Source organism: Vibrio sp. KUL80 (assembly GCF_059725495.1).
Genome location: NZ_AP045841.1, coordinates 1,244,459 through 1,258,592 on the forward strand (window position 1 = coordinate 1,244,459; position 14,134 = coordinate 1,258,592).

14 protein-coding genes and 1 tRNA gene are annotated in these 14,134 nt (G+C 47.3%); 14 read left to right on the top strand and 1 reads right to left on the bottom strand.

Annotated elements, in window-relative coordinates; genetic code table 11:
* The first annotated feature begins 98 nt into the window (after window positions 1–98).
* The 11 genes from ybgC (at window position 99) to AC6I8U_RS05760 (ending at window position 9,981) form a co-directional block, all read left to right on the top strand.
* Window positions 99–518, top strand: coding sequence for a tol-pal system-associated acyl-CoA thioesterase (gene ybgC / locus AC6I8U_RS05710; RefSeq protein ID WP_042472009.1), 420 nt, complete (start codon window positions 99–101; stop codon window positions 516–518).
* Window positions 508–1,194, top strand: a complete 687-nt coding sequence (gene tolQ, locus AC6I8U_RS05715; RefSeq protein ID WP_234495595.1) for a protein TolQ — start codon at window positions 508–510, stop codon at window positions 1,192–1,194. The genes ybgC and tolQ overlap by 11 nt, the downstream gene beginning before the upstream one ends.
* Window positions 1,194–1,637, top strand: coding sequence for an ExbD/TolR family protein (locus AC6I8U_RS05720; protein ID WP_042472013.1), 444 nt, complete (start codon window positions 1,194–1,196; stop codon window positions 1,635–1,637). Before tolQ ends, AC6I8U_RS05720 begins: the two co-directional genes overlap by 1 nt.
* A gap of 13 nt (window positions 1,638–1,650) precedes the next feature.
* Window positions 1,651–2,676, top strand: coding sequence for a cell envelope integrity protein TolA (gene tolA / locus AC6I8U_RS05725; RefSeq protein WP_498017958.1), 1,026 nt, complete (start codon window positions 1,651–1,653; stop codon window positions 2,674–2,676).
* A 34-nt stretch (window positions 2,677–2,710) separates the two neighbouring features.
* Window positions 2,711–4,039: a Tol-Pal system beta propeller repeat protein TolB gene (gene tolB, locus AC6I8U_RS05730; RefSeq protein WP_498018320.1), complete on the top strand. Its 1,329-nt coding sequence runs from the start codon at window positions 2,711–2,713 to the stop codon at window positions 4,037–4,039.
* Window positions 4,040–4,070: 31 nt separating this feature from the next.
* Window positions 4,071–4,595 (top strand): peptidoglycan-associated lipoprotein Pal, encoded by a 525-nt coding sequence (gene pal, locus AC6I8U_RS05735; protein WP_042472015.1) that lies wholly within the window; start codon window positions 4,071–4,073, stop codon window positions 4,593–4,595.
* A gap of 85 nt (window positions 4,596–4,680) precedes the next feature.
* Window positions 4,681–5,463, top strand: coding sequence for a tol-pal system protein YbgF (gene ybgF / locus AC6I8U_RS05740; protein ID WP_234495598.1), 783 nt, complete (start codon window positions 4,681–4,683; stop codon window positions 5,461–5,463).
* Window positions 5,464–5,982: 519 nt separating this feature from the next.
* Window positions 5,983–7,044 carry a quinolinate synthase NadA gene (gene nadA, locus AC6I8U_RS05745; RefSeq protein ID WP_252011750.1) on the top strand — a complete coding sequence of 354 codons (1,062 nt, stop codon included), beginning with the start codon at window positions 5,983–5,985 and terminating at the stop codon, window positions 7,042–7,044.
* 150 nt (window positions 7,045–7,194) lie between these two features.
* Window positions 7,195–8,184: a potassium channel family protein gene (locus AC6I8U_RS05750; protein WP_498018321.1), complete on the top strand. Its 990-nt coding sequence runs from the start codon at window positions 7,195–7,197 to the stop codon at window positions 8,182–8,184.
* A 167-nt stretch (window positions 8,185–8,351) separates the two neighbouring features.
* On the top strand, window positions 8,352–9,650 hold the full coding sequence (locus AC6I8U_RS05755) for a BamA/TamA family outer membrane protein (RefSeq protein WP_498017959.1): 1,299 nt from the start codon (window positions 8,352–8,354) through the stop codon (window positions 9,648–9,650).
* Window positions 9,651–9,750: 100 nt separating this feature from the next.
* A complete protein-coding gene (locus AC6I8U_RS05760; protein WP_498017960.1) occupies window positions 9,751–9,981 on the top strand; it encodes a hypothetical protein in 231 nt (76 codons plus the stop codon).
* A gap of 139 nt (window positions 9,982–10,120) precedes the next feature.
* Here the strand turns inward: AC6I8U_RS05760 and AC6I8U_RS05765 are convergent, their stop codons facing one another.
* Entirely contained in the window at window positions 10,121–10,690 is a 570-nt protein-coding gene (locus AC6I8U_RS05765; RefSeq protein ID WP_234495603.1) for a UPF0149 family protein, read from the bottom strand.
* 114 nt (window positions 10,691–10,804) lie between these two features.
* On the opposite strand from AC6I8U_RS05765, the gene AC6I8U_RS05770 reads away from it, so the two are divergent.
* The 3 genes from AC6I8U_RS05770 to AC6I8U_RS05780 all read left to right on the top strand — a co-directional run bounded on the left by AC6I8U_RS05770 (window position 10,805) and on the right by AC6I8U_RS05780 (window position 14,096).
* Entirely contained in the window at window positions 10,805–13,012 is a 2,208-nt protein-coding gene (locus AC6I8U_RS05770) for a hybrid sensor histidine kinase/response regulator (protein ID WP_498017961.1), read from the top strand.
* A 401-nt stretch (window positions 13,013–13,413) separates the two neighbouring features.
* Entirely contained in the window at window positions 13,414–13,863 is a 450-nt protein-coding gene (locus AC6I8U_RS05775) for an L-alanine exporter AlaE (protein WP_128650480.1), read from the top strand.
* Between the two features lie 145 nt (window positions 13,864–14,008).
* Window positions 14,009–14,096: transfer RNA gene (locus AC6I8U_RS05780), tRNA-Ser, on the top strand.
* Window positions 14,097–14,134 lie beyond the last annotated feature (38 nt).

Below are 14,134 nucleotides of genomic sequence, written 5' to 3' on the forward strand. Positions count from 1 at the left end.
AATTTTGGCACTTTAATCAAAAATTCTTGTCAGCACTTATAACAATCACAATCACTTGCGTTATATTAGTGCGTAGATTTAATTAGGAAGTTATCAGTTTGTCTCAGTTATCATCGTATTTCGAATTCCCTGTGACCGTTTATTACGAAGACACGGATGCAGGTGGTGTCGTCTACCATTCGAACTATCTCAATTTCTTTGAACGCGCCCGTACCGAGCTACTTAGAAGCAAAGGTGTGAATCAGCGCGTGTTGTTAGAAGAGCACACCGGCTTTGTGGTTCGCCATATGGATATTGATTTTATCCGTGGTGCCCGCCTTGATGATCATCTCACGATAAAAACCTATATTTCTGAATTTAAAAAAGCATCGCTTACTTTTGCTCAAGAAATTGTTGACCAAGAGGGTGTGACAATTGCGAAAGCACTGGTTAAAGTGGCATGTATCGATAATGTTAAAATGAAGCCGAAGGCCATTCCTTCGTCTATCGTAGTGGAGTTAAAAGACAGTGACGGCTGATATTTCGTTTGTAGACCTCATATTAGAGGCGAGTCTACTGGTTCAATTAGTAATGCTGATTCTAATGGGGATGTCAGTCGTATCCTGGGCGATGATCATTAAACGCAGCAAAGTTCTTAAAGAAGCGACAAAAGAATCAGAAACCTTTGAAGACAAATTCTGGTCTGGTGCTGACCTTGCGCAGATCTACCAAGATGTGAAAAAGCGCAAAGACGATTTGTCTGGCACAGAAGAGATTTTTTACAGCGGCTTTACTGAGTTCCTGCGCCTTCGCAAATCTAACGCTGACTCTCCAGCCTTTATCATGGAAGGGACTGGACGCTCAATGCGCGTTGCGGTTTCTCGCGAAGTAGAAGACTTAGAAACTAACCTGCCATTTTTGGCAACCGTTGGCTCAATCAGCCCATACATCGGTCTGTTTGGTACCGTGTGGGGTATCATGCATGCGTTTATCGCACTGGGCGAAGTGAAACAGGCAACGCTTGCCATGGTAGCACCAGGCATCGCAGAAGCACTGATCGCAACGGCAATGGGTCTATTTGCTGCAATTCCAGCGGTTATGGCATACAACCGCCTGAGTAACAAAGTCAGTAAGCTTGAGCACAACTACGCAACCTTCTCAGAAGAGTTCCACAGCATCCTGCACCGACAAGCAATGGCAGGTAGGGAGCAGTAATGGCGGGCTACCAACCCAAAAAACGCAAGCTCACCTGTGAGATCAACGTCGTACCTTACATCGACGTTATGCTTGTGCTGCTTATTATCTTCATGGTGACGTCGCCTTTTATTACTCAAGGTGTCGATGTTGAGCTGCCAAAAACGTCTACTGCCAAGCCAGCCTCTGAGCTAGCGGGCGACACAGACGCAAGCTTCATCATCGTAGAAGTTGACCGTGACGGAAATTTAGGACTAAGCGTGAATAACGAAGACGTTCAACGCGGTCTTAGTCTGCAAGATATTATCGTACGAGTCCGTGCAGAGCTTTCTATCAATCCTGACTCACCGGTCGCGGTGGGTGGTGATGCAGCGACCCCTTATGCTGAGGTGGTATTGCTGCTCGATGAATTAAGCCGTGCAGGTATTCCAAAGGTTGGCTTGTTAACGGACATAAGGGAATAGTCGTCGCAGCCGTATGAAAAGCAATAAGAACAACAGAAACAGCTACGGAAAGCCGATTGCGATCTCTTTGTTTGCTCACGCACTCTTGATCGTGGCTCTGCTGTGGGGCACTGATTTTAATATGACGAAATCAGAGCCTACTGGCATGGTGCAAGCCGTTGTGATTGATCCTGCGAAGGTGCGCCAGCAAGCGGCGGAAATCCGTAAGCAGCGTGAAACCGCTGCTAAGAAAGAGCAAGACCGCCTCGACAAGCTTCGTCGTGAAAGCGAGCAACTGGAGAAAAACCGCAAAGCAGAAGAAGAGCGCATTCGTAAGCTGAAAGAGCAGCAAGCGAAGGATGCTCAAGCCGCGCGTGAGGCAGAGCAGCGCCGCAAGGTTGAAAAAGAGCGTGCAGAGAAGGCAGAAGCAGAGCGTAAAGCAAAAGAAGAAGCCATCCGTATTGCTGAGCAAAAACGTGTTGCTCAAGAAGCGGCTATCGCGAAAGCAGAGCAAGAGCGCTTAGAGAAAGAGCGAGCAATCAAAGAAGCACAAGAAAAAGCGCAGCGCGAAAAAGAAGCCGCTGAGCGTGCAGAACAAGAGCGCATCGCCAAAGAGAAAGCGGCGGCAGAAGCGGCAGAGAAGGCACGTCAAGAGCAAGAGCGTCTTGAACGCATTGAGCGCGAACGTAAAGAACAAGAAGCGGCACTTAACGATATCTTTTCAGGGCTAGAAAGCGAAGCGCAGAACAACTCTGCAGCGCGTTCGAACCAGGTAGATATTGAGCTTGCGAAAATGGGTGAGATTTATAAGCAGCTGATTCAGCAGCACATCCTCACCGATTCGAGTTTTCGCGGTAAAGAGTGCCGAGTCAATTTACAGCTGATCCCTGCTGGCGATGGTGCCATTGCAGGGGCAGTGAAAGTAATCGAGGGCGATTCGAGACTGTGTAACGCCACTAAGAGTGCGATATCACAGGTTCGTTCATTTCCCCTTTCAGAATTTCCTGAAGTTAATGCTCAGCTAAAGAACATTAACTTGACGTATAAGCCACAGTTATAAGGAAACACCTGTGATTAAGCGAATATTCCTAGGAATGGCGTTGGTGATGAGCATGCTTGCTCAAACGGCTAACGCTGCATTAGAACTTGTGATCACCGATGGTATCGATTCGGCTCGTCCTATCGCTATCGTTCCTTTCAAATGGGAAGGTGAGGGCAAATTGCCACACGATGTATCGGCAGTGATCTCATCAGACTTACAGCGCAGCGGTAAGTTTAGCCCAGTGGCGACCAGCAAAATGCCACAAACACCTTACGACGCATCCGCGATCAATTTTGAAGCTTGGACGTCGATGGGTGTCGATTCACTGTTAACGGGCAGCATCGTAAAAAATGCTGAAGGCAACTACGAAATCAGCTACCAGCTGGTTGATGTGGTACGTGGTCAGTTGACGGGTGGCAAATCAAAAGCACTGAGCGACGATGGTCAACTTGTCCTATCGAACGACCATGTTCTGTTTAAGAAGAAAGCTACGGTACCTGGCCCGCGCATGCGTGAATACGCGCACCGTATCTCAGACTTAGTCTATGAAGAGCTAACGGGCGATCGCGGCGCATTCTTGACGCGTATCGCTTACGTCGTTGTAAAAGACAACGATGAATTCCCGTACCAGATGCGCATTGCTGACTATGATGGCTACAACGAAAAGCTAGTACTTCGTTCAAAACAGCCACTTATGTCACCAGCATGGTCACCAGATGGTAAAAAGCTCGCTTATGTAAGCTTCCAAAATGGCCAGGCTGAAATCTTCATCATGAATATCTACACAGGTAAACGTGAAAAGGTAACGTCATTCCCTCGTCACAATGGTGCGCCAAGATTCTCTCCGGATGGGAAGTCTCTCGCAATCACCTTGTCGAAGACTGGGCAACTGCATGTATATACGCTAAATCTGGAAACCAGAAAACTGCGTCAAATTACAAGTGGTCGATCAAATAATACGGAACCGTACTGGAAACCAGACGGCAATTCCCTTATTTTTACGTCGGATAGGGGTGGTAACCCTCAGATTTATGAAGTAAATTTGTCTGACGGTAAAACTAAACGAATCACGTGGCAAGGTAGCCAAAACCTCGGTGGGCAGATCACCCCTGATGGTCGTTACCTAGTGATGGTTAATCGTTCTAACTCTGGTTTTAATCTTGCTAAGCAAGATTTAGAAACTGGCTCGGTACAGATCCTCACGAAAACGCTGCTCGATGAATCACCAAGCATCGCACCGAATGGTGGCATGGTGATATACAGTTCCATTTATAACAAAACTAACGTCCTTTCTATGGTATCCATCGATGGACGATTTAAAGCTAGATTACCGGCTACAAACGGTCGCGTTAGAGCACCGGCTTGGTCACCGTTTTTATAGCAATTAAATTTTTTAGGTTAAGGAAATAACAATGCAATTAAACAAAGTTTTTAAGGGGTTGCTAATCGCACTGCCAGTTCTTGCAATGACGGCATGTAGCTCAAGCGACGACGCTGCGTCATCTACAGGTGCAGAGACTAACAACCAAGCGCAACAAGAAACTACAGTTGCTACACCAATTGATGAGAATGCACAGCTATCTGAGCAAGAGCTAAAAGAAAAAGCACTTCGTGAAAACCAAACGATTTACTTTGCATTTGATAACTCTACTATCGCTGGCGACTACGAAGATATGCTTGCAGCACACGCAGCTTACCTAAGCAAAGACGTGTCTCTAAAAGTAACTATCGAAGGTCACGCTGATGAGCGCGGTACGCCTGAGTACAACATCGCACTAGGCGAGCGTCGTGCTAACGCTGTTGCTAAGTACATCCAAGCTCTTGGTGTACAAGCAGACCAAATCTCTATCGTAAGCTACGGTGAAGAGAAGCCACTAGTACTAGGTCAATCTGAAGACGCGTACGCGAAAAACCGTCGCGCAGTACTAGTTTACTAATCCAATCTGCCCAAGATTGAAATGTTGCAGCGTTCGCGCTGCAACATTGTCGTTTTAGGGCTCGGCAGTTAAGGACCCTACCTTTATGAAAAGTAACATTAAGCGCGTTGTTACGCTTACGTTACTAGCCGGAACGGCAAGTGCTGCACTTGCTGCACAAGCTCCGGTTACCGACTTGAGTGCAACATCTTCTTCGGCAACCGCTGCCTCCATTACAGCGGCATCTGCTGCTAACGAAACCGACGTTCAGCGCCTAGAGCGCCTATTGCAAAACCGCAACCGAGTACAACTGCAAATGCAGCAACAACTCGACGAAATGACGCAAGAAATCGCGACATTACGTGGTCAGCTAGAACGCAATACTTATGACATGGAGCAGATGCTTCAGCGTCAACGCGAACTCTTTATTGAGATCGATAAACTTCGCTCTCAATCGGGTGCTGCCGCTGTTGCAGTTCCTGTCGCTAAAGAAGGCGGCAAAACAGACGGTAAGTTCACTACCAACGTCGATGAGCAAACTGCGTATCAAAACGCCGTTGACCTTATCCTTAAAAAGCGTGACTACCAAGGCGCTATTGCAGCCTTTAAACAGTTCCAAGTTGATTTCCCAGAGTCTACCTTCACACCAAACAGCCACTACTGGCTAGGTCAGCTTTACTTCGCCAAGCGTCAAGACGCGGAAGCAGAGAAGAGCTTTAAAGCGGTGCTAGAATTTAAAGATTCAAACAAGCGCGCTGATGCGCTAGTTAAGCTGGGTGACTTGGCAAAACGCGGCAACAAAGCGGACGTTGCTAAGCAGTATTACGAGCAAGTGATCAGCGAGTATCCTGGTAGCTCTTCTGCTAAGGTGGCGCAGTCTAATTTGTAAAGAAGTGGCGTTGGGGTAGGTGAGTCCTTGAGTTCCTAACGCGCTTCGAGAAGACCCCTGCCTGCGCAGGGGTGACGATCCTTTTTAAATAAATGATCGCTTTGACCATCTTATTAGCGCTACCAAACTCAAAATGTTCGTCATTCCACTAGCCGTGCGCCTGCGCAGGCATGAATCTACTCCCACGCACACCAACCCTAAAATAGTCGTCATTCCTGTGCAGACAGGAATCTACCTCCCACGCGTACCACCCCTTCACTCAGCAACAAGCACCAACCCCAAAATAGTCGTCATTCCACTAGCCGTGCGCCTACGCAGGCAGGAATCTACCCCCACGCGCACCAAACCCTAACTCCCTACGACAACAAATTCCGTTCCCGGGGCAAACTATCAACTCCTTCGCCCCTTTAGCCCACTTTCTATTCAACTTTGGTCGATTAAGTTGGCAGCGCCTTTGTTCTCAATGTCAGATGAGTGTACAATGCTCGGACTATTTGGAAGTAGCATAGAGCAACCGCTATGAGCCACATCTTAGACTCAATTGATACGGTATATCCGTTTCCCCCTAAGCCTGTTCCGTTAACGAATGACGAGAAGCAGCAATACATTGCAAGTATCAAATCGCTATTAGAAGAAAAAGACGCGGTTCTGATTGCGCACTATTACACCGATCCAGAGATCCAAGCCCTTGCTGAAGAGACGGGCGGATTTGTGGGTGACTCGCTAGAAATGGCGAAATTTGGTAATCGCCACGACGCATCAACACTTATTATTGCTGGCGTTCGCTTCATGGGCGAATCGGCAAAAATTCTAACGCCTGAAAAGCGCATTCTAATGCCTACGTTAGAAGCTGAGTGTTCACTTGACCTTGGTTGTCCAGCAGACAAGTTCTCTGAGTTTTGTGACGCGCACCCAGACCACACTGTCGTGGTTTACGCTAATACGTCTGCTGCGGTAAAAGCGCGTGCAGATTGGGTCGTAACGTCAAGCATCGCCCTTGAGATCGTTGAACACCTAGACGCGGAAGACAAGCCAATCATTTGGGGCCCAGACCGTCACCTAGGTTCGTACATCGCTAACCAAACCGGTGCAGACATGTTGCTGTGGCAAGGCGAGTGTATCGTACACGACGAGTTCTCCTCGAAAGCATTGCGCGATATGAAGTCTGTTTACCCAGATGCCGCGATTTTGGTGCACCCAGAATCACCAGCAAGCGTGGTAGAACTGGCAGACGCCGTAGGCTCAACCAGCCAGCTTATCAAAGCAGCAAAAGAGCTACCGAACAAACAGCTTATCGTAGCAACCGACAAAGGTATCTTCTTTAAGATGCAGCAGTTGGTTCCTGAGAAAGAGTTGATTGAAGCGCCAACAGCAGGCAACGGTGCGACGTGCCGCAGCTGCGCTCATTGTCCTTGGATGGCAATGAACGGTCTTAAAGCGATTGAGAAAGCGCTGAAAGATGGCGGCGAAGAGCATGAAATCTTCGTTGACGAAGCGCTACGCGTGAAGTCACTGATTCCGCTAAACCGCATGCTAGATTTTGCAGAGCAACTGCAAATCAAAGTAAAAGGTAATGCGTAAATCGCTGATTGATTAATAAATAATCCAGCGTAGAACACACAAAACCAGCCTTAGGGCTGGTTTTTTCGTATATGATTAATACAGAAAACAACAGGCACAAGGACAGTCGTGGTTATCTGGATTCAACTTCGCAAGTGGCTTCACAGTCATTTGTTTGAGCTCAAGTTTCGAACGCTGATTATAGCGTTGCTGCTCTATGCCGTGATCTCTTGGGCTCTGCTCTGGTTAAGTGGTGAAGCAGACCTCACTTTGCCTATCTCACAGTTCATCTACTTCATCGTGGTGACCGCATCGACGGTCGGCTACGGCGATCTTTCTCCCTCGACAGAAGCAGGGCGATGGGTCGCGATTCTCTTTGTAATACCTGGTGGTTTGATGTTGTTTGCTGCCCTTTTAGGGCGAGTAGCCGCATTAGGTTTGGATTCTTGGCGCGCCGGTCAACTCGGAAAAAGGAAAGTAAGAGTGGAAAACCATATTTTGATGTTGGGTTGGAATGGACAACGAACCATTCACCTTATCCGTATGCTTCAACACGAAGAGACTGGCAGACGTCCCATCGTTCTTTGCAGCCGCTCAGACATTGAGAACCCGCTGCCCGGAGAGATTTCGTTCGTGAAGGTAAATAGCTACACCGATGGTCGCGAGATGGAAAAGACCAACATCGAGTCGGCCAGCTGCATTCTTATCGATAACCCTGAAGACGATATTACCTTATCGGCAGCACTCTACTGCGCGAATCGTAATCCAGATGCCCATTTGCTGGTTTACTTTAAAGACGAGGCGCTTAGCGATTTGCTTCATCAACACTGTCCGAACTCTGAGTGTATTCCAGCGGTAGGCGCTGAGATGCTCGCAAAAGCCGCGGTCGATCCCGGCTCCAGTGCGCTGCATCAAGAGCTACTCAGTTCCACACGTGGAATGACTCAGTATTCCGTTATCTACCCAACCAGTTCTAACCCCACAACAGTGAATGCTCTGTTCCAGTGGATGAAGGCTGATTATCAAGCGACCTTGATTGCCGTCGATGTGGGTGAGGGCATTGTGCTCAACCCAGAACTCGATTTAGAGCTTAAACCAGGTGCTAAGCTTTTTTATATCGCAGACGAGCGCATTGATACGTTTCGTTGGGAAGAGGCATAAAGAAGAGAGCTCGAGCTTTTTGTACTAGAGCAACATTCGCCTCATCAATGAAAATTATCGTTACACTTAAAAATATTTATTGATACGGATGCCCATCCTGTATATTATGCGCGCGTTTTATAGCAATTGTGAATGAACGTTCATTCATTTTTTAAGGTAATCATGCCATGCGCGTTAGTCTGTTGTCGGTTTCCATTGTCACTGCGATCTTTTCAAGTTCAGTGGTGCTTGCTGCCAATACATCAGTGTCAACCTCACACTCTTCTCTTCCTATCACTAAGGAAGCGATGCAGTATGAGAGCGATCTACAGCAAGCCAATGCTCGCCTCGAAGAATACGAGGTCGCCATTGATACGCTCAAAGATCAAGAAACCCGCGATCAAAAAGCGATTGACGATCTTCGCTATGCGAAAAAGTACTACCAAGAGATCAATGGACTACCGATGTTCAGCTTCTTGGGCGGACCTGCATATACACCAGAGCAAGGCTTGCTGGTAGCGGTTGGTGGTTTGTATTCGTTTAAAACCGATCGCTCACAGTCCGAGTTGCAGCGCTCTAGTGTCTCTGCGTTTGTCATTGGTAACTATGTGGATTCCGAAGTTGGCTATGGCGTGCGTGCAAACCACGACTTGTATTGGAATGACAACGATATCCAATTCAAGGGCAACTGGACTGCTGGCTCACAAGGTAAACACTATTGGGGAATAGGCTACGACGCTGCTCAAGATTTTGAGTTTGGCGATGTCACCCAGTACGAAGCAACAGTAAACAATTACCAAGGCAACTTGATCTATCGAATTGCAGGTAACTGGTTTGCGGGGCCTGCGCTTAAGGTGAATTACTTTAGCCCAACGAGCGAGCCAGACTCCGCGTTACTAGACGAGAACTTCAATAAGTTCAAAGACAAACCATTTACGTGGGGTATCGGTGGTAGCATTCAATACGATAGCCGCGATGTTGCTGTCAACGCCTGGAGTGGTTCTATGTTTCGCACAGAAGTACTCGCGTTTAGCGAAGCGCTAGGCAGTCAGGCTGAATATCAGAAATTGGATGTTGAGTATCGTAAATTTCACAGCTTTGTGGAAGGTCGAGTACTTGCAGTGTTAGCACACTACCAACAAGCGTTTGGTGATATTCCTTACTACGATATGCCAGAGATAGGCGGCGCTAACTCTATGCGTGGCTACTATCAAGGTCAGTATCGTGACAAGGTTGCTGCTGAGGTCACCGCCGAGTACCGACATACTTTCCGTCGCGATTCAGGCGTTCTATCTAACCATGGTATGACAGCATGGGCAGGCGTTGGTTCGATTGGTGACTTGGTTGAAGATCTCTCGGGTCATGCGATTCTTTCTTATGGTGTCGGCTATCGTTATGAGCTGCAACCAAGAATGAACATTCGTCTTGACCTAGGTATGGGAAGGCACGGCGCAGCGTTCTACTTCAACTTCACTGAAGCGTTCTAATCCTTGTAAACGCTCCAATTATGTTAAGTGGTCTCACTAAGGGGACCACTTACACACATCCACCACACATCACAAACCATACGGCAAGCTTGCGTTGTTGGTGGGTTATCAGTATCAGAGTATCGAACAGAACATTACGGGGAGCTTGTCAGACCTCGGTGTGCTCGCAAATGAGTTACAGTTTGATGTAGATTTGAAAAGTAAGCACACCTCCAACATGTCGCTTGCTGAAGTGTATGACTTTGGTTACCAGAAAGAATGGAACCTCATGGCGGAATATAGCTTCCTAAACTGGAATCAGCTTATCGTGTCCATGGGTTATCGTTTTTAACTTTATCGTTTTTTTACTTTATTGCTTCTAGCGAATGATTTAGCGCTTTAAAAAGAATAACAACAACGTTGGCGAAAAAAGGGCCCCTGCCAATCATGGTAGGGGCCCTTACTATTTAGGTCGTTATCTAGCGATGAGCTTATTGCTGCTCTGCCAAGACCGCGCCTTTTTGAGTGATACCGCAAAGCATCATAGGAACAGCGGCGAAAATCTCATTAAACTGCTCTAGACCTTCGATACCTTGCGCTTGCAGTGTCGCAATAGATGTCTCTGGATCGAACAACATGCTCAGAGAAAGAAGCACACCGCCAAGCAGCGCGTTATCTTCGCTGTTCTCCGGCATTAGAGTTTCCCAGTCATCACGAGCAAGTTGCCAGCCTTGAAGCACACCCTCACAGAAATCTTTAGTCTCTTGAGTCACGATCTCTTCTTCATCCAAACCACAGCCTTCAGGCCATTGCCATTCGCCATCAAGAAGAGCAGGGCGGTATTCATTCCAAAGGGTAATGACCGCTTGAGCATAGCTCTCTAATTGCTCGCCCGAAGTAAACGGCGCAACTTCTTCTCCACCCCATAAAAACGGTAGCCATTCTTCAGGTGGCAAAGTGTGCGGGGCAGATGCCATAGAAGTCACAAAGCCTTGAGTCTGCGCGTTATTTAGCAGTTTTCCTTCTAGCTCAGGAAGGGAAAGTATGTCTTTTAGTTCCAAAATGCTTTACCGTTAGGGCTGAATTGAGAATTACTTGGGTATAGTAACAAGCTAGACCATAATTACCTAGCATGGTCTTGTTCCACACGAAGAAAAGGACACACTTCGCACGCTATGGTTATTAAAGAGTCGCTGAAAAAGAAAAGCATCATCGCTCTGGCAGTTTACTTAGCCTTGTTTATTGCCATCTTTGGTAGCATTACCTATTGGGTTGTGGAATCGCCTGTCCGCGCCAAGCTTGAGCAAAACCTCGATATCCGAAGTGAGTTCCTCGCCGCTGAAATCTCTTCTCCCTTGCATAGCTCTTTAGGCGTTCTAAAAAGCATTGTCGCCATGGGAGAGTCTATTGAAGACCGCAATGCCCTAGACCAAGCACTTCGCCAAGTATTTAAGCTCAACGATGGCATTGCCGTTAGTGGCGGCATTTGGCCAGAGCCATACTCCATTGACCCCAACGAGAAGCTCTCGAGCTTGTTCTATAACCGAACCGCAGATGGAGAGGTCGACAAGATTGATCTCTGGAACAATCCAGAAGCGGCAGGCTATCACGTTGAGCCTTGGTATACCTCGGTAAAAGATAAGCCAACCAATACCATTACATGGTCAGAAGTGTATGTGGATCCCTATACCCATGTTCAGATGATCACAGCCTCAGCGCCTTATTATCTCGATAGCAAATTTGCCGGTGTTGCCACTGTCGACTTGTCCCTAGAGAACCTGATCAGCTTCGTAAAAGGCAAAGCGCGCGAGCACGACCTTGGCGTGATTGTTCGTGATGCCAACAACCAAGTCATTACCGAGCACAACTTTCGCGTCGAACGCGATATCTATATCAGTCAGCTAAACTTCGGTGACTTCAACTGGAGTCTAGAGGTGGTCAACGCCAGAAGGCTGGTGGCAGATGAGGTGTTTGATATCGTAATGGGCGTTGAATATGCCATCGTCCCGGTGATGATTCTGTGTTTGATGTTTGGCTATTACCTCATCAATCAATACCTGATTAAGCCTATCGCCGTCATTGCCAAAGAAGTGGATGATTCGCGTCACAGCGGCAGCATCGATATTAACTACAAAAGCCCCGATGAGATTCGCTACCTCATAGACAGTTTCAACCAGAAAACCGTCTACCTCGACCAAGAACGGATGAAGGCGCAAGCTTCAACCAAAGCCAAAACCGCTTTCTTGGCAACGCTTTCTCACGAGATCCGAACGCCAATGAATGGAGTACTGGGCACCGCGCAGATCCTATTAAAAACCGATCTGTCTGTTGAACAGAGAAAGCATCTAAAAACCCTTTACGATTCAGGCGATCACATGATGTCGCTGCTCAATGAAATTCTGGACTACTCGAAGATTGAGCAAGGGCATATTGAGCTCGATAGCCACCCATTCCCACTAAACTCCATCATAGGCAGTATGCACAGTGTGTATCACACCCTATGTAACGAGAAAGGCCTTAAATTTAGCGTCTACTCAGAGGTGGACGATGAGCGTTGGTATATGGGCGATAAGGCGCGTCTGCGTCAGATTCTCTTTAACCTTCTTAATAACGCCGTGAAGTTTACCTCGCAAGGCACCATTGAGGTGTTCTTGTCTGAAGAAGTCAGGCATAGCGCTAATACACTGACCATCCGTGTGAGAGACACGGGTATCGGCATCTCACCAGAAGCACAAGCACGTATCTTCAAGCCTTTCGAGCAAGCCGAGTCGAGCACGACTCGTCGATTTGGGGGAACTGGATTAGGTCTTGCTATCGTTAAAGAGATCGCGTCTGTAATGGGCGGGGATATCAAACTCAACAGCCAAGAAGGCATTGGTTCTGAGTTTGAAGTCACCGTGAAGCTCGAAAGCTGTGAGCCAAAACAGCTCGATGTTCATATTGAACGTAAGCTTGACTATCGAGGCCTCAAAGCACTCATCGTTGAAGATAACCGCACCAACACCATCATCATCGACACCTTTATGAAGCGCAAAGGCTTTATCACATACTCGGTGGTCAATGGTGAAGAGGCGCTCAAAGCGGTGGCCACGCAAAGCTATGATCTCATCCTCATGGATAACCATATGCCAGTGATGGATGGGGTAGAAGCGATAGCCGGTATTCGTAACATGCCCGGCAGAGAAAAAGACACACTCATCTTTGGTTGTACCGCCGATGTCTTTAAAGAGACTCGCGAACGCATGATGGGCGCGGGTGCCGATTTCATCGTCGGTAAACCTATCGACGAACGCATCTTGGACGATGCTCTTTATCAGTTTGCCAATAAACTGTTCCAGTTTACCGATGGTAAACGCAGTAACGTGACTTCTATTGGCAGCTAACGCTTTAACCTGACATCAGCGCCTCTAAATCAAAGCCCTTACACCGAAGCATAGTGCTACAAAGCGAGCACTATGCGCCAATCAGCATCCTAACTTCTATTCTCACCCAGCTTCTCTTGTGACAACTTCAATTTACGTGTAGCAAACCTACAACTTTGAGCCGATAACCCGCTGACTTTAAGGGCTTTAGGGTTATGTTTGTAATAAAACTACAACAAATAGCGAGTTTCACTACTTTGAATGCCAAAACTGGTGATTAATTTACTTCTTGGTTTAAAATACGGAATGTAAAACTACTAATAAGGTGGTCTAATAGCGCCCTAATCTGGATGGAGAAAGATATCCAGTCATATGAGTCGATATTCGATTTAATGTTAGTTTATTGTCCTGTGAGATTGTAAGTGAAACCGAAAGCTCCTTTCTGTATTCGTAACGCGGCTGCTGATACTTTTGCAATGGTCGTGTTCTGTTTTGTGTCTGGTATGTTGATTGAAGTGCTTGTCTCAGGCATGACCTTCGAACAGTCATTGGCATCACGTTTGTTGTCTATCCCTGTGAACATCGCCATCGCATGGCCTTACGGAGTATTCCGCGACTGGGCGCTTCGCCAAGGTGCGAAAGTGTCAACGTCTGGCCCTATGAAAGCATTCGCTGACCTAGTGGCTTACGTAGCATTCCAGTCACCAGTCTACGCAGCGATCTTGTTTACGGTAGGTGCATCAACAGACCAAATCATTACCGCAGTTTCGAGTAACGCAGTTGTGTCTTGTGGTATGGGTGTACTATACGGCTACTTCCTAGACCTATGCCGCCGCTGGTTCCGCGTACCTGGTTACTACCAAAGCGCATGATTTGCCGATCATTTGATCGAATTAATCACAAAGTAAGCAAACAATTAAAAAAGCGCACCTTTTTTCCCTTTTAGGGTTGACCAAGCGGGGCGGAATCATTAAATTACCACCCCGTTAGCCAACAGCGCTAACCAAATCAAAATACGGTGAGTTGTCCGAGTGGCTGAAGGAGCACGCCTGGAAAGTGTGTATACGGCAACGTATCGAGAGTTCGAATCTCTCACTCACCGCCAAATTTTAAGCCCCAGCAGAAATGCTGGGGCTTTTTCGT